The sequence below is a fragment of the Streptomyces sp. NBC_00568 genome (assembly GCF_026341855.1).
Classification (GTDB): Bacteria; Actinomycetota; Actinomycetes; order Streptomycetales; family Streptomycetaceae; genus Streptomyces.
In genome coordinates, this window is sequence record NZ_JAPENW010000001.1 from 5,601,579 (window position 1) to 5,617,020 (window position 15,442).

Genomic DNA, 15,442 nt, shown 5'->3' on the forward strand with positions numbered 1-15,442 from the left:
GCCATGCGCGCCACCACCATCCACGCCCCGTTCGACATGCGTGTGGAGGACGTCCCCGAGCCCATGGTGCAGCTGCCGACCGACGCGATCGTGCGGGTGCTGCGGTCCTGCATCTGCGGCAGCGACCTGTGGGCGTACCGCGGCGAGGCGGCCCGGCAGCCGGGGCAGCGGATCGGGCACGAGTTCCTCGGCATCGTCGAGGAGACGGGCTCCGCGGTGAGCGGCGTCCGGCGCGGTGACCTGGTGGTCGCGCCCTTCATGTGGTCCGACGGCGTGTGCGAGTACTGCCGCGACGGACTCACCACGTCGTGCCGGCACGGCGGCTTCTGGGGCTCCGTCGGCTACGACGGCGGCCAGGGCGAGGCCGTGCGCGTTCCCTTCGCCGACGGCACCCTCGTCCAGCTGCCCAAGGAGGCGGCCTCCGACGACCATCTGCTGTCCGCGCTGCTGACACTCTCCGACGTCCTCGGCACCGGCCACCACGCGGCCCTCGGCGCGGGTGTCCGCAAGGGCTCGACCGTCGCCGTCGTCGGCGACGGGGCCGTCGGACTGTGCGCCGTGCTGGCCGCCCAGCGGCTCGGCGCCGAGCGGATCATCGCGCTCGGCCGCCACCAGGTGCGCACCGACATCGCGCGCCGCTTCGGCGCCACGGACGTCGTCGCCGAGCGCGGCGAGGCGGCCGTCGAGGCCGTGCGCGAACTGACCGGGGGCCAGGGCGCGCACTGCGTCGTCGAGGCGGTGGGCACCGAGCAGTCCATGCGTACGGCCGTGAACATCGCCCGCGACGGCGGCGCCATCGGCTTCGTCGGAGTGCCTCACGGCAGCGGTACCGGGCTCGACCTGGGTGTCATGTTCGACCGCAACATCGCCCTGCGCGGTGGAGTCGCCCCCGTGCGCGCGTACATCCCCGAGCTCCTGCCCGACGTCCTGGACGGGACCATCGACCCCTCGCCGGTCTTCGACATGACCATCGGCCTGGAGAGCGTGCCCGAGGGCTACAAGGCGATGGACGAGCGGACCGCGCTGAAGGTCCTCGTCACCAACTGACGCCGGGGGCCGGACCCCGCGGGCTCACCGTCCGTGGTGGGACGCCGTCGGCGGCTCACCACGGACGGGCGGCGGACTCACCACCGGACGGCCGGGGACTCACCACCGGATGGGCAGCGGCAGCGCCGTCAGCAGGCCCGACACCGCGACGACCATGCCCAGCGCCACGACCTCCGCGCGCGCGGGGGAGCAGGCGCCGATCGGGTCCCCCGCGCGGCGCAGCCGCAGCCGCGCCCAGAGCGCCAGGACGGCGACGACGGCCACGAGCAGGACCTTCGCGAGCAGGGCGCGCCCGTACGCCGTCGACGTCAGCTGGTCCACGACCGTGCCGGGCGGCATCCGGCGCAGCGCGCTCCAGACGCCCGTGGCGGTGATCGCCGCGAACAGAACGGCCGCCACGCGCGCGTAGAGCCCGAGCAGCGCGGCACCGGCCGGTGAACTCCCTTCCGCGCCGGGCCCTTTGGCGATGTCCGGCGCGGCCCGCCATCCGGCCAGCAGCCGCAGGACGTGCAGCAGACCGCCCACCCACAGCGCCGCGCACGTCACATGGACGAGCGTCAGGGCCGAGCCGACCGGTGTACCGTGCTCCGTCGCGGGATGCGCGCGCAGCGCCTCCGCCAGCACCACCGCGGCCAGCGGCCACACCTGGGTGGCCGGCCGGCGTGAGCGGGCGCAGAGCCAGGCCACCGCGAAGGCGTTGACCTCCAGGAGCGCCAGTCTGCCGTCCCGGGTCTGGTGGAGGCCGCCCACGTCCATGTCGGAGAGACGGCGCGGCAGCAGATTGCCCGTCGCCACGACCGAGGCCAGCCCCAGCGCGACGACGAACCCGGCGGCGGCCGCGTACGCCGCCCAGCTGGGCGGCGCCTCCACCCGCGGCGCACCGGGCACCCGGCGCGCCAGCCGGGCCGCGAACAGTTCCCCCGCGGGGACGCAGAGCGCCGCGAACAGCACCGTCCGCAGCAGGGCGATGCCACCGGTGGCGGGCGCGGCGGCCTCTCCCGTGTCGGTGAGCGCGGCGCTCGGGCCGAGCAGCGGGATCAGGGCCGCGACGGCCACCAGGGCGAGCACGGCGACGGCCCGGCGGGTGGCCTGCCGTCGCGCCGCCCCGCTCGCGTCCGCCGCCTCGGCCGTCGGTCGTATCAACGTCACCCCACGATCCTCGCCAGCCGTCACGTATCCGGGCAAGTCACCGTAGCCCGTGCGGCGTTCGAGAACGAGCGTGCGAGGAAGGGGCTTCGCCGCCTGGGGTGAGAACGGCGGCGCAGCCCCCGCACCCCCGACCGGCCTCACCATGGTCGAACTCGGCGTCCGGGCAGCCTCGTTCGACCCAGACCGCGCCGACCGCGCCGACCGCGCCGACCCGGCACACGGGCGCCCCGGTCCGGCACCCCAGTACGTGGCCCAGCACGGCACGCTCGACGCATGCCCAGCGTGCCGTGTCCGTCCTCAAAGGTCCGGGCGGGTGTGACCAGTCGGTGGGGCCGCCCGCGAAGGAGAGCGTGCGGTCCGGCCCGGCGCGCTCGGCTCATGCCCAGCGTGCCGTGTCCGTCCCCCAAGGTCCGGGCGGGTGTGACCGGTCGGTGGGGTCGCCCGTGAAGGAGAGCGTGCGGTCCGGCCCGGCGCGCTCGGCTCATGCCCAGCGTGCCGTGTCCGTCCCCCAAAGTCCCGGTGGGTGTGACCAGTCGGTGGGGCCGCCCGTGAACGAGACCGGGGGCAGAGCGTGGCCGAGGCGGCCGATCTGGCTGTCCCGCTCCGACAGCCAGGCGTCCGGGCGGTCGTACGACACTCCGGCCGCGCGGCGCTCGGACGGCGGCTCCACCGCAGGGCGGATGTACGGCGGCCCGGCCACGTGGCGCTCGGACGGAACTTTCGCCGCGGGGCCCGTCGCCGCGCCGGGCGCCTCCCCCCGCTCGATCCCGTCCGTCAGCCACGCCGCCGTCCGCGCCAGCGCCAGCCGTACGAGGCTTCCGCGGCCGTCCTGCGCCCGCTCGGTCAGCGCCCGCAGGACGGCCGCCGCCAGCAGATACCCGGTGCCGTGGTCGAGGGCCTGCGCCGGCAGCGCACCGGGCCGCTCCGGCGATCCCTCCGTCACGGCGATCCCGGTGGCCACCTGCACCAGACTGTCGAAGCCCCGCCGCCCGCCCCAGGGCCCGTACGCCCCCCACGCCGACAACTGCGCGACGATCAGTCCGGGGTGGCGCTCGGCCAGCGCCTCGGGGGAGAGCCCGAAGCGGTCCAGGGCGCCGGGCCGGTACCCGGTGACGACGACGTCCGCCGCCGCCAGCAGTCCGTCGAAGGTGTGCCGGTCGGCCGCCAGGTCCAGCACCGTCGAGCGCTTCCCGAAGCCCGTGTCCGCGTGCGCGTCCGGGTCCTCCGGCAGCCCCGGGGCGTCCACGCGCAGCACGTCGGCGCCCAGCAGGGCGAGCGTGCGGGTGGCGACCGGGCCCGCGATGACCCGGGTCAGGTCCAGGACACGAACCCCGGCGGCGGGCAGCAGCGGCCCGCCGCCGAGAGGTGCGAGGGCACGCGCGCCCGCCGTGCCCGACCGGCCGCGCTCGATCAAGGGCCGCCGCGCCACGGCGACGGCCTGTCCGTGCGCGGCCCACTCCTTCGCCGTGCGCAGCGCGACGGCGAGGCCCCCCGCGGCGTACACCGTCTCCTCGACCTCCCGTGCGGACCGCCCGGCGAGCGCACCGGCCACGTCCTCCACGGTCGCGTCCTGCGCCGCGCCCAACGCGTCCAGCAGGCGCGCCCGGTGATGCGGATAGTTGGCGTGCGTCCGCACCCAGCCGTCCGCGGTCCGCCAGAACCGGGACAGCGGCGCGAACGAGACCGGTGCGCGCCCGTCGATCGTCAGATGCCGTTCGCTGACGAACGCCGTGGCTACGGCGCCGTCGTCCACGGTCACCCGCGGCACCTGCGCGAGCCCGGCCCGGCGGGCCCCCAACTCGGCGGCGGCCAGCGCGCACACGCCCACGCAGGCACGCGCCAACTCACGTACGGGCAGCCGGGCTTCCAGCGCACCCGCACGCACCACGGTCGAAACCCCGGGGAGCAGCGCGGGGTCTCCGCCCAGCTCCTGCCATGCGGCGGCCATCGGTGAATGCGTCATACCGGCACTATGCAGCGTGGACCCGATCAACATGGGAGGCGCCCGGGGACGACGCGGCCCCGGCCGCCGCGGGGGCGGGCCGGGGCCGTGGAGCATCGGCAGGTGCTACTTGACCGCCCGCAGGGCGTTGACGATGCCGAATCCGTAGAAACCGTTCACGCGCTTGCCGCCCACGCAGGTCGCGTCGACGACGCCGTCACCGTTCCCGTCGTACGGGTCCGTCGGGCAACCCGGGTTGTCCGCCTGGGCCTTGAGGAGGACCTGGAGCTGAGCGGGCGTCGCCCACGGGTACTTGGACTTCAGCAGCGCGGCCACGCCGGCGACGTGCGGCGTCGCCATCGAGGTGCCCTGGAGGTAGGCGTACTGGTTGTTCGGCATCGTGGACAGGATGCGGCCGTTCTGCGACGGCGTGTCCGGGATCTGGTACCGGTCGCCGCCGGGCGCCGCGACGTCGATGACGCCGTCGCCGTAGCTGGAGAAGTACGACTTGGCGCCCTTGACGCCGGTCGAGGAGACCGTGACGACACCGGGCAACTGGGTCGGGATGTCGAAGCACTTGTGCGGGTCGACCGTCCGCGTGGTCGGGGTCGAGTCGTCGGGGCTGGAGGCGTCGGTCAGCGCGTCCGCGTCGAGGTCGTCGTTGGAGTTGCCCGCCGCGGCGACATTCAGGGTGCCCTTCTTCTGGGCGTACAGCTGGGCCCGGTTGACGGCGTCGACGATGGCCTTCTGGGCGGGGTCGTCGAGGCAGTTGTACAGCCACGGGTCCACGTAGTAGCTGTTGTTGGTGATCTCGACGCCGTGGTCGGCGGCGAACACGAAGGCGCACACGACGCTCTCCGGGAAGAACAGCTGGGTGGAGTCGGGCTCGGCCACGGTGATGCCGGAGACCTTCACACCGGGCGCGACACCCGCGACGCCGATGCCGTTGCGGGCCGCCGCGATCTCCCCCGCCACATGCGTGCCGTGATAGTGGTCGGCGTCCACCGGGCGCCACGCACCGAACGAGGTGTCCGGCTTGCCGCCCACACAGTTCGCGGACTGCGAGGGGGAGAAGTTCGGCGCGATGTCCGGGTGCGTGTCGTCGACGCCGACGTCGATCACGGCGACGGTCACCTTCTTGCTGCCCGGGTTGATCGCGGCCGCCTTGTCGGCGCCTATCGCGCGCAGATCCCACTGGTCGGCCTCGAGGGGCTCCTCGCCGACGCCGGCGGTCCTCGCGACCCTGGCGGCCTCGGCGGCCGACAGCACCTGCGCCGCGCCCTCGTCCGTCGTCGCCGCCGGGGCCAGCGGCGACGTGCGGGTGGCGCCGGCCGACTGCACCCCGCGCGCCGTCCGTATCTGCCGGCCGAAGTCCGGGTTCGCCGAGTGGACGACGATCACGCCGATCTGCTCGTAGGCGATGACGACGCTGCCGCCGGCCGCGCCGATCGCCTTCTTCACCGACTCGATCGTGCGGTGGTCCGGCTTCGTGTTGACCACGTACGAGAGGTTCGGCCCGTCCGCGGTCGTCGCGGCGGGCGCGGTGAGAGGGGCGGCCGACGCGACACCCGGCAGGAAACCGAGGGAGGCGGTGAGCGACAGAACGACCGGCACGGCGAGGGCGAGACGGCGTCTGGAACGCAGATGAGCCATGGGATCTCCACATCATCCGGAAAACGGAGCTGCCCGAACACGGATGGTGCTCGGGCAGGTACATGACGGAATGTGCAGGCCGAAGCTATCCTCCCGGCGCCCGGGCCAGCAATGACTTCCGGCGACGACTTCCGAAAGAAGTCGGGGGAGTTGAACCGGTCCACGCGTGGCGCCGTGACCTTGAGCAGGGAGCCCGTGGACGATCGAGCCCCCTGTTCGGATCACGGAACGGATGCATGTCGTAGCACTCCGTGACGTGAACCCACGCCACTGTGAGGTCGAAGCCGCATGTCCGTACCCGAACCGCCGCCCCCGCCCCCGTCCTCGTCGGCGAGCCCCGACTCGCCCCCGCCCACCGTCGTATCCGCACCCGCAACGCGAGGAGACACCGTGGCCACCGACGCACCGCCACCCTCGAAAACCGGAGCCCCGCTTCCTTCCACCGCGGAGTTCGTCGCGATGCAGGAGAGCGCCGAATTCGGTGAACTCCGCAACTCCCACCGCTCCTTCGCCTTTCCGCTGACCGTCGGATTCATCCTCTGGTACCTGCTGTACGTGCTGCTCTCGAACTACGCGGGCGACTTCATGGGCACCAAGCTGTTCGGCAACGTCAACGTCGCCCTGGTGCTCGGCCTCGCCCAGTTCCTCACCACGTTCCTCATCGCCTGGTGGTACTCGCGGCACGCCGCCAGTCAGCTCGACCCCAAGGCCGAGGCCATCAAGTCCCGGATGGAGGGCGGCGCATGAGCTCCGTACAGACGACCGCGCACACGACACTGCTGGCCGCGGGCGAGGCGAGCGAGCACCGCCCGCTGATCATCACCCTGTTCGCGGTGTTCGTCGCCGCGACCCTCGTCATCACCGTCTGGGCGGGCCGCCAGACCAAGGACGCCGCCGACTTCTACGCGGGCGGCCGCCAGTTCACCGGCTTCCAGAACGGACTCGCCGTCTCCGGCGACTACATGTCCGCCGCGTCCTTCCTCGGCATCGCCGGCGCGATCGCCCTCTTCGGCTACGACGGCTTCCTCTACTCCATCGGCTTCCTGGTCGCCTGGCTGGTCGCCCTGCTCCTGGTCGCCGAACCGCTGCGCAACTCCGGCCGCTACACGATGGGCGACGTCCTCGCCTACCGCATGCGCCAGCGCCCGGTCCGTACGGCGGCGGGCACCTCCACCATCGTCGTGTCGATCTTCTACCTGCTGGCTCAGATGGCGGGCGCGGGCGTCCTCGTCTCGCTGCTCCTCGGCATCACGAGCGACGCCGGAAAGATCGGCATCGTCGCCCTCGTCGGCGTCCTGATGATCGTGTACGTCACCATCGGCGGCATGAAGGGCACCACCTGGGTGCAGATGGTCAAGGCGGTCCTGCTGATCGCCGGCGCCCTGCTGCTCACCTTCCTGGTGCTGCTGAAGTTCAACTTCAACATCTCCGACCTGCTCGGCAAGGCCGCCGAGAACAGCGGCAAGGGCTCCCCCTTCCTGGAACCGGGCCTCAAGTACGGCGCCACCTCCACCACCAAGCTGGACTTCATCTCCCTCGGCATGGCGCTGGTCCTCGGCACCGCGGGCCTGCCGCACATCCTGATCCGTTTCTACACCGTGCCCACCGCCAAGACCGCGCGGAAGTCGGTCAACTGGGCGATCGGCCTCATCGGCGCCTTCTACCTGATGACCCTCGCGCTCGGCTTCGGCGCCGCCGCGCTGATCAAACCGGACGAGATCATCGCCTCCAACAAGGCGGGCAACACGGCGGCACCCCTGCTCGCCCTGCACCTCGGCGGCGTCGACTCCAGCTGGGGCGCGATCCTGCTCGCCACCATCTCCGCCGTCGCCTTCGCCACGATCCTCGCGGTCGTCGCGGGACTGACGCTGGCCTCGTCCTCGTCGTTCGCGCACGACATCTACGCGAACGTCATCAAGAAGGGGCAGGCGTCGGAGAAGCAGGAGATGAGGGCCGCCCGGTACGCGACGGTCGGCATCGGCGCCGTGTCGATCCTGCTCGGCGCCCTCGCCCGTGACCTCAACGTCGCCGGTCTGGTCGCGCTCGCCTTCGCGGTCGCCGCCTCCGCCAACCTGCCGACGATCCTCTACAGCCTGTTCTGGAAGAAGTTCACCACCCAGGGCGCGCTCTGGTCGATCTACGGTGGTCTGGCCACGGCCGTCGGCCTGGTGCTGTTCTCCCCGGTGGTCTCGGGCAAGCCCACCTCGATGTTCCCGGACGTCGACTTCCACTGGTTCCCGCTGGAGAACCCGGGCCTCATCTCCATCCCGGTCGGCTTCCTGCTCGGCTGGCTGGGCACCTTCCTGTCCAAGGAGGAGCCGGACGCCGGGAAGTACGCTGAACTGGAGGTCCGCTCCCTGACGGGCACCGGAGCGCACTGAGGCACCGGCATCGCGCGGGCTCGTCGTGGGCCACTGGTGGATCACCACTGGTAGGTCCCTACGACGGGCCCGCGCCGCGTCTCGTGGGATCGGACCCCTGTCGTCGTCAGTCCCGTCACGTAGGCTCACAGGTGTCCGGGAAATGTGATCGGCAACGAGGGAGGGGGCCCACGTGCTCATCGACACCTACGGCCGGGTGGCCACCGACCTGCGCGTCTCACTGACGGACCGGTGCAACCTCCGCTGTACGTACTGCATGCCCGAGGAAGGCCTGCAGTGGCTGGCCAAGCCCGACCTGCTCACGGACGACGAGATCGTCCGCCTGATAGAGATCGCGGTCACCGGCCTCGGCATCGAAGAGGTCCGTTTCACCGGAGGCGAGCCCCTGCTGCGCCCCGGCCTCGTCGGCATCGTCGAGCGGGTCGCGGCTCTCGCCCCCCGCCCCCAGATGTCCCTCACGACCAACGGCATCGGCCTCAAGCGCACCGCGGCCGCCCTGAAGGCCGCGGGCCTGGACCGGGTGAACGTCTCGCTGGACACCCTGCGCCCCGACGTCTTCAAGACCCTCACCCGCCGTGACCGCCACAAGGACGTCATCGAGGGCCTCGAAGCGGCCCACGACGCCGGCCTGACCCCCGTCAAGGTCAACTCGGTCCTGATGCCGGGCCTGAACGCCGACGAAGCCCCGGACCTGCTGGCCTGGGCCGTGCGGCACGGCTACGAACTCCGCTTCATCGAGCAGATGCCCCTGGACGCCCAGCACGGCTGGAAGCGCGACGGCATGGTCACCGCCGGAGACATCCTGACCTCGCTGCGCACCCGCTTCGAGCTCACCGAGGAAGGCGCCGACGAGCGGGGTTCCGCACCGGCCGAGCGCTGGATCATCGACGGCGGGCCGCAGCGCGTCGGCGTGATCGCCTCGGTCACCCGCCCCTTCTGCTCGGCCTGCGACCGCACCCGCCTCACCGCCGACGGGCAGGTGCGCACCTGTCTCTTCGCGACCGAGGAGACCGATCTGCGCGCCGCGCTGCGCTCGGGAGCGCCCGACGAGGAGATCGCCCGCATCTGGCGCGTCGCGATGTGGGGCAAGAAGGCGGGGGCGGGCCTGGACGACCCGTCGTTCGTCCAGCCCGACCGCCCCATGTCGGCGATCGGCGGCTGACGGGGTCCGTCGCCTAGTCCTCGCCGCGCTCCACCGACGGGGAAGACGGGGAAGCCTCCCACTCGTCCAGCTTCACGACGTCCTTCAGGAACCCGCGTACACCGAGGAACTGCGACAGGTGCTCGCGGTGCTCCTCGCACGCGAGCCAGGTCTTCCTGCGCTCGGGCGTGTGCAGCTTCGGGTTGTTCCAGGCGAGCACCCACACGGCATCCGCACGGCAGGCCTTGGCCGAGCAGACGGGGGAGGCGGGATCGGAGCCGGGGGCGTTCAGGTTCACGCTGCCGACCCTAGCCGAGGCCCCACATCACGCGTTCCGCACGGTCGGCCGACTGTCCGCGGAAGCGACCCCTGCCGCCCATAAAGGCGACGCCGAGCAGCCACGGGGGGAGCTGCCCGGCGTCGGTCTGTCGCTCCGACGGGGGATGCGGAGCGCGTACGAAGTATGTCACGGGTAACCCGCCGCCCGGCACTGGAACAACATGATTGATCTGAGCTTTTCTTGAGCTTGCAGGGCCTCGATATTCCGTTTTCGGAGAATCGTCCGACGCCGTCACAGGGCCTATTCGGCAAGGGTTCGCAGCACGATCGGGGGTGGACCGAGCCCGGCTCGGCCTCAGCTCAGGTCGTGCGGCTCGGTCCGCAACGGCACCCCGGGATCGGCCGCGGCGTCCTGGGGAACCGACTCCCCGGAGTCGTCCGCCCGAGGCGGCGTGATCATCGGACGCGACGGCGCGGCGACGAACGTCGAGGGGAGCGAGGGCGTGTTCTCGCGGCCCGCGTTGGCGATGACCACGGCGATGTACGGCAGGACGAGCCCGAGGACCAGAGCGACGATCGCGACGTGGCGTTCCACGTTCCACAGAGTGGCCGCCAGGATCACGGACACCGTACGGACGGACATGGAGATGACATAGCGGCGCTGCCGGCCGCGGACGTCGTCGTCCAGTCCCTGTCTGGCTCCGGTGATCCGGAAGACCTGGACGTTGCTGTGCTTCCTGATCACGCTGCACCACCCGCCTGCGTCGGACGCTCCCCGGTCCGTACCCGGTACGAACCCGTCGAGGAAGTGGGCCCGGACTCCTTCCACGGTACGCCGCGCCTGCGCCGCCTTCGAGACCGGGTCATGTCCTGACCGGCTGGACACGGTGCGTCGTAGCGCGTACGGCTCCGCCCGACATGCGCCGTATGGCGGACGGCAAGAAACTGACGGTACTGCTCACACAGAGCGGCACTAGGAGGCACACATGGGCTGGTTGTGGGCGATCATCGTCGGGTTCGTGCTGGGCCTGATCGCCAAGGCGATCATTCCCGGCAAGCAGCACAGTCCGCTCTGGCTGACCACCATCTTCGGCATCCTCGGAGCGATCGTCGGCAACGCAATCGCCCGGGGCATCGGCATCGCCGAGACAAGGGGCATCGACTGGGGCCGCCACGCGCTGCAGCTGGCCGCCGCGATCGTCCTCGTGTTCCTCGGCGACATGCTCTACATGGCCGTACGCGGCGACAAGGCGAAGGCCTGAGACCGGCGGTAGGGAGAAGGTCCGAGACTGCGCCCGACTGCCCGACTGCCCGGGAGCCGGCGGTGAGTACCGCGGTACGGCGAAGGGGGCGGCCCCCGTCAGGGAGCCGCCCCCTTCCAGCGCGCGGCGCGGGCTCAGACGCCCGTGACCTCGACCGCGGCCAGGCTCTTCTTGCCCCGGCGCAGCACCAGCCAGCGTCCGTGCAGCAGGTCCTCCTTGGCGGGGACCGCGTCCTCGGCGGCGACCTTCACGTTGTTCACGTAGGCCCCGCCCTCCTTGACCGTGCGGCGCGCGGCGGACTTGCTGGCCACCAGGCCGACCTCCGCGAAGAGGTCCACGACGAGACCCGCCTCGGCGACCTGGATGTGCGGCACCTCGGACAGGGCCGCGCTCAGCGTCCGCTCGTCCAGCCCGGACAGCTCACCCTGCCCGAACAGGGCCTTGGACGCGGCGATCACAGCGGCCGTCTGGTCGGCGCCGTGCACCAGCGTCGTCAGCTCCTCGGCCAGCGCGCGCTGGGCGGCACGGGCCTGGGGACGCTCCTCGGTCTGCTTCTCCAGTTCCCCGAGCTCCTCGGGAGACCTGAAGGACAGGATGCGCATGTACGTCGAGACGTCCCGGTCGTCCACGTTCAGCCAGAACTGGTAGAAGGCGTACGGCGTCGTCATCTCGGGGTCGAGCCAGATGGCGCCGCCCTCGGTCTTGCCGAACTTGGTGCCGTCCGCCTTGACCATCAGCGGCGTCGCCAGCGCGTGCACATGGGCGCCCGGCTCCAGGCGGTGGATCAGATCCAGGCCCGCCGTGAGGTTGCCCCACTGGTCGCTGCCGCCCTGCTGCAACGTACAGCCGTAGCGCCGGTACAGCTCCAGGAAGTCCATGCCCTGCAGCAGCTGGTAGCTGAACTCCGTGTAGCTGATGCCCTCCTCGGACTCCAGACGACGGGCCACCGAGTCCTTCGTCAGCATCTTGTTGACGCGGAAGTGCTTGCCGATGTCCCGCAGGAACTCGATGGCCGACAGACCGGCCGTCCAGTCGAGGTTGTTCACCATGACCGCGGCGTTCTCGCCCTCGAAGGACAGGAACGGCTCGATCTGCGAGCGCAGGCGCGTCACCCAGTTCGCGACCGTCTCCGGGTCGTTCAGCGTGCGCTCGGCCGTCGGGCGCGGGTCGCCGATCTGGCCCGTCGCCCCGCCGACCAGGGCGAGCGGGCGCAGCCCCGCCTGCTGGAGGCGACGCATGGTGAGCACCTGCACCAGGTGCCCGACGTGCAGGCTGGCCGCGGTCGGGTCGAAGCCGCAATAGAACGTGACGGGACCGTCCGCGAGCGCCTTGCGCAATGCATCTTCGTCAGTGGACAGGGAGAACAGCCCCCGCCACTTCAGCTCGTCGACGATGTCCGTCACGGTTCTCGTATCTCCTTGAGTGGTCTCGTGAATCAGGTACGAGGTTATACGCCCTGGCTGACAGAGCTCATATTGAAGTCGGGCACCCGCAGGGCGGGCATCGCGGCCCTGGTGAACCAGTCGCTCCATTCCCGGGGCAGCGTCTTCTCCGTCCGCCCCGCCTCCACGGCCCGTCCCAGCAGGCCCACGGGCGACTCGTTGAACCGGAAGTTGTTCACCTCGCCCACGACCTGGCCGTTCTCGACGAGGTAGACGCCGTCCCGGGTGAGCCCGGTCAGCAGCAGCGTCGCCGGGTCGACCTCACGGATGTACCAGAGGCAGGTCAGCAGCAGACCGCGCTCGGTGGCGGCGACCATCTCCTCCAGCGACCGGTCCTCGCCGCCGTCGAGGACGAGGTTCCCGATCGACGGCGTCACCGGCAGCCCGGTCAGGTCGGCGCTGTGCCGGGTGGTGGACAGATGCCGCAGCTCGCCCTCGCGGATCCAGTCGGTGGCCTTCAGCGGCAACCCGTTGTCGAACACGGAGGCGTCGTCGCCCGAGGAGTGGGTGAGGACGAAGGGAGCGGACTCCAGGCCCGGCTCGTTCGGGTCGCTGCGGAGCGTCAGCGGCAGCTCGGTGAGCCGCTCGCCGATCCGGGTGCCGCCCCCGGGCTTGCTGAACACGGTCCGGCCCTCCGCCGCGTCCCGGGCGGCGGCCGACCACATCTGGTAGATCAGCAGGTCCGCCACGGCGGTCGGCGGCAGCAGCGTCTCGTAGCGCCCGGCGGGCAGGTCGATGCGCCGCTGCGCCCAGCCGAGCCGTACGGCCAGTTCCGCGTCCATCGCCGCCGGGTCGACGTCCTTGAAGTCCCGCGTCGAGCGTCCGGCCCACGCCGAGCGCGTACGGTCCGGGGACTTCGCGTTGAGCTCCAGCGTGCCGTTCGGCTGGTCGTGCCGCAGCCGCAGTCCCGTCGACGTACCGAGATAACTGGAGACGAGCTCGTGATTGGCGAAGCCGTACAGCTCGCGGCCGCCGGCACGCGCGCGTGCGAACGATTCGCCGAGCGCCGGAGCGAAGTCGGCGAAGACGGTGGAGGAGGTCTCCGCCGGCGCGTCCGTGAAGTCGGGGGACTCCGGTACGCCCGTGACCAGCGGCCGGCCGTCCTCGGCGGGACCGGCGCCCCGCGCCGCGGCCTCGGCCGCCCGCACCAGGGGCTCCAGCTCGTCGGCGGTCACCGCAGAGCGCGAGACCACACCGGACGCGGTGCCTTCGCGGCCGTCGACGGTGGCGATCACGGTGAGCGTGCGCCCGCGCGTGACCCCGTTCGTGGTGAGCGCGTTGCCCGCCCAGCGCAGGTTGGCGGTGGACTGTTCGTCGGCGATCACCACACAGCCGTCGGCGCGGGACAGTTCGAGGGCGCGCTCGACGACCTCGTGGGGCTTGCTCTGCCTGTTGGTGCGAGCGCTCATCGACCGGCCTCCTGCGTGGTGTTGAGACTGTGCTTTCCCGGGGGCCGACCCCCGGACCCCCGGCCGACTCCGCGGTGAGCGCTCATCGACCGGCCTCCTGCGTGGTGTTGAGGATGTTGACACCCTTGAAGAGGGCCGACGGGCAGCCGTGCGACACCGCGGCGACCTGGCCCGGCTGAGCCTTGCCGCAGTTGAAGGCGCCGCCGAGGACATACGTCTGCGGGCCGCCCACCGCGGCCATCGAACCCCAGAAGTCGGTGGTCGTCGCCTGGTACGCGACATCGCGGAGCTGACCCGTGATCCGGCCGTTCTCGATCTTGAAGAAGCGCTGACCGGTGAACTGGAAGTTGTAGCGCTGCATGTCGATGGACCAAGACCGGTCGCCGACGACGTAGATGCCGCGGTCGACGCCCCCGATCAGGTCCTCGGTGGCCAGCCCGCCGGGGTCCGGCTGGAGGGACACGTTGGCCATGCGCTGCACGGGCACATGCCCGGGGGAGTCGGCGTACGCGCATCCGTTGGAACGGTCGAAGCCGGTCAGCTTCGCGATCCGCCGGTCCAGCTGGTAGCCGACGAGCGTGCCGTCCTTCACCAGGTCCCAGGACTGGCCCGCGACGCCCTCGTCGTCGTACCCGACGGTCGCCAGGCCGTGCTCGGCGGTGCGGTCGCCGGTCACGTTCATCAGCTCGGAGCCGTACCTGAGCTTGCCGAGCTGGTCGAAGGTGGCGAAGGACGTCCCGGCGTACGCGGCCTCGTAGCCGAGCGCGCGGTCCAGCTCGGTGGCGTGCCCGATGGACTCGTGGATGGTCAGCCACAGGTTGGAAGGGTCGACGACGAGGTCGTACAGCCCCGCCTCGACGCTCGGCGCCCGCATCTTCTCCGCGAGCAGCTCGGGAATCCGTTCCAGTTCGGAGTCCCAGTCCCAGCCCGTGCCCCGCAGGTACTCCCAGCCGCGCCCGACGGGCGGCGCGATCGTCCGCATCGAGTCGAACTCGCCGCTGGACTCGTCGACGGCGACCGCGGTGAGCTGCGGATGCAGCCGCACCCGCTGCTGCGTGGTCACGGTCCCGGCGGTGTCGGCGTAGAACTTGTTCTCGTGCACGGTCATCAGCGAGGCGTCGACATGGTTGACGCCGTCGGCCGCCAGCAGCCGAGCGCTCCAGTCCGAGAGCAGCCCCGCCTTCTCCTCGTCCGGCACGGAGAAGGGATCGATCTCGTACGAGGAGACCCACGTCTTCTCGGCGTGCACCGGCTCCCCGGCCAGCTCGACGCGCTCGTCGGAACCGGCCGCCTTGATCACCTGGGCCGACAGCTTCGCCATCGCCACGGCCTGCGATGCGACCTTCGCGGCCGCGTCCATGGTCAGGTCCACGCCCGACGCGAACCCCCAGGTGCCGCCGTGCACGACCCGTACCGCGTACCCCAGGTCGGTGGTGTCCGACGATCCGGCCGGCTTGGCGTCGCGCAGCCGCAAGGACGCGCTGCGCACCCGCTCGAACCGGAAGTCCGCGTGGTCGGCGCCCAGCGCCCGCGCCCGCGCGAGCGCGGCGTCGGCGAGTGCGCGAAGCGGTAGCGCCGTGAAGGCTTCGTCGATGGAATGAGGCACCGAGGTCTCCCTGCTGTCGTGGCCCGTCGGGTCCGATCATGTCGCGCGGGCGGGTCCGGCGGCCACGCCTTTGCCGTCACCGGGCGCGTCTTTCGGCCTTGCGGCCTCGGCTTTCTGTAGGGATCCGACAG

General features: G+C 71.6%; 13 protein-coding genes. 5 read left to right on the forward strand and 8 right to left on the reverse strand.

The window, feature by feature from the left end; all coding sequences use genetic code 11:
• The first annotated feature begins 3 nt into the window (after positions 1-3).
• On the forward strand, positions 4-1,047 hold the full coding sequence (locus OOK38_RS24325) for a zinc-dependent alcohol dehydrogenase family protein (RefSeq protein ID WP_266757193.1): 1,044 nt from the start codon (positions 4-6) through the stop codon (positions 1,045-1,047).
• A gap of 99 nt (positions 1,048-1,146) precedes the next feature.
• On the opposite strand, the gene OOK38_RS24330 is transcribed toward OOK38_RS24325, so the two are convergent.
• The 3 genes from OOK38_RS24330 to OOK38_RS24340 form a co-directional block, all read right to left on the reverse strand.
• A complete protein-coding gene (locus OOK38_RS24330; protein ID WP_266765622.1) occupies positions 1,147-2,187 on the reverse strand; it encodes a CopD family protein in 1,041 nt (346 codons plus the stop codon).
• Between the two features lie 490 nt (positions 2,188-2,677).
• A complete protein-coding gene (locus OOK38_RS24335; RefSeq protein WP_266848806.1) occupies positions 2,678-4,159 on the reverse strand; it encodes a CoA transferase in 1,482 nt (493 codons plus the stop codon).
• Positions 4,160-4,264: 105 nt separating this feature from the next.
• Positions 4,265-5,791 (reverse strand): S8 family serine peptidase, encoded by a 1,527-nt coding sequence (locus OOK38_RS24340; RefSeq protein ID WP_266757189.1) that lies wholly within the window; start codon positions 5,789-5,791, stop codon positions 4,265-4,267.
• Positions 5,792-6,181: 390 nt separating this feature from the next.
• On the opposite strand from OOK38_RS24340, the gene OOK38_RS24345 reads away from it, so the two are divergent.
• The 3 genes from OOK38_RS24345 (at position 6,182) to moaA (ending at position 9,334) form a co-directional block, all read left to right on the forward strand.
• A complete protein-coding gene (locus OOK38_RS24345; protein WP_266757188.1) occupies positions 6,182-6,538 on the forward strand; it encodes a DUF485 domain-containing protein in 357 nt (118 codons plus the stop codon).
• Positions 6,535-8,172, forward strand: coding sequence for a cation acetate symporter (locus tag OOK38_RS24350; RefSeq protein ID WP_266757186.1), 1,638 nt, complete (start codon positions 6,535-6,537; stop codon positions 8,170-8,172). Before OOK38_RS24345 ends, OOK38_RS24350 begins: the two co-directional genes overlap by 4 nt.
• A gap of 172 nt (positions 8,173-8,344) precedes the next feature.
• Positions 8,345-9,334: a GTP 3',8-cyclase MoaA gene (gene moaA, locus OOK38_RS24355; RefSeq protein ID WP_266757184.1), complete on the forward strand. Its 990-nt coding sequence runs from the start codon at positions 8,345-8,347 to the stop codon at positions 9,332-9,334.
• A 13-nt stretch (positions 9,335-9,347) separates the two neighbouring features.
• Here moaA and OOK38_RS24360 read toward each other — a convergent pair whose 3' ends face one another.
• Both OOK38_RS24360 and OOK38_RS24365 read right to left on the reverse strand, forming a co-directional pair.
• Complete coding sequence (locus OOK38_RS24360) at positions 9,348-9,611, reverse strand: hypothetical protein (RefSeq protein WP_266757183.1); 264 nt, start codon at positions 9,609-9,611, stop codon at positions 9,348-9,350.
• Positions 9,612-9,947: 336 nt separating this feature from the next.
• A complete protein-coding gene (locus tag OOK38_RS24365; protein ID WP_266757181.1) occupies positions 9,948-10,337 on the reverse strand; it encodes a DUF3099 domain-containing protein in 390 nt (129 codons plus the stop codon).
• Between the two features lie 241 nt (positions 10,338-10,578).
• On the opposite strand from OOK38_RS24365, the gene OOK38_RS24370 reads away from it, so the two are divergent.
• Positions 10,579-10,854, forward strand: a complete 276-nt coding sequence (locus OOK38_RS24370; RefSeq protein ID WP_266757179.1) for a GlsB/YeaQ/YmgE family stress response membrane protein — start codon at positions 10,579-10,581, stop codon at positions 10,852-10,854.
• Positions 10,855-10,988: 134 nt separating this feature from the next.
• Here the strand turns inward: OOK38_RS24370 and tyrS are convergent, their stop codons facing one another.
• The 3 genes from tyrS to OOK38_RS24385 form a co-directional block, all read right to left on the reverse strand.
• Positions 10,989-12,257 carry a tyrosine--tRNA ligase gene (gene tyrS, locus OOK38_RS24375; protein WP_266757178.1) on the reverse strand — a complete coding sequence of 423 codons (1,269 nt, stop codon included), beginning with the start codon at positions 12,255-12,257 and terminating at the stop codon, positions 10,989-10,991.
• 44 nt (positions 12,258-12,301) lie between these two features.
• Positions 12,302-13,705: a metallopeptidase TldD-related protein gene (locus OOK38_RS24380; protein ID WP_266757177.1), complete on the reverse strand. Its 1,404-nt coding sequence runs from the start codon at positions 13,703-13,705 to the stop codon at positions 12,302-12,304.
• Positions 13,706-13,787: 82 nt separating this feature from the next.
• Positions 13,788-15,311 (reverse strand): TldD/PmbA family protein, encoded by a 1,524-nt coding sequence (locus OOK38_RS24385; RefSeq protein WP_266757176.1) that lies wholly within the window; start codon positions 15,309-15,311, stop codon positions 13,788-13,790.
• Positions 15,312-15,442 lie beyond the last annotated feature (131 nt).

Bases quoted from the DNA above. Each gene is read 5' to 3' on its own strand.
- OOK38_RS24325 (WP_266757193.1), top strand. From the start codon at position 4: ATGCGCGCCACCACCATCCACGCCCCGTTCGACATGCGTGTGGAGGAC.
- OOK38_RS24335 (WP_266848806.1), bottom strand. From the start codon at position 4,159: ATGACGCATTCACCGATGGCCGCCGCATGGCAGGAGCTGGGCGGAGAC.
- OOK38_RS24340 (WP_266757189.1), bottom strand. From the start codon at position 5,791: ATGGCTCATCTGCGTTCCAGACGCCGTCTCGCCCTCGCCGTGCCGGTC.
- OOK38_RS24350 (WP_266757186.1), top strand. From the start codon at position 6,535: ATGAGCTCCGTACAGACGACCGCGCACACGACACTGCTGGCCGCGGGC.
- OOK38_RS24370 (WP_266757179.1), top strand. From the start codon at position 10,579: ATGGGCTGGTTGTGGGCGATCATCGTCGGGTTCGTGCTGGGCCTGATC.
- OOK38_RS24380 (WP_266757177.1), bottom strand. From the start codon at position 13,705: ATGAGCGCTCGCACCAACAGGCAGAGCAAGCCCCACGAGGTCGTCGAG.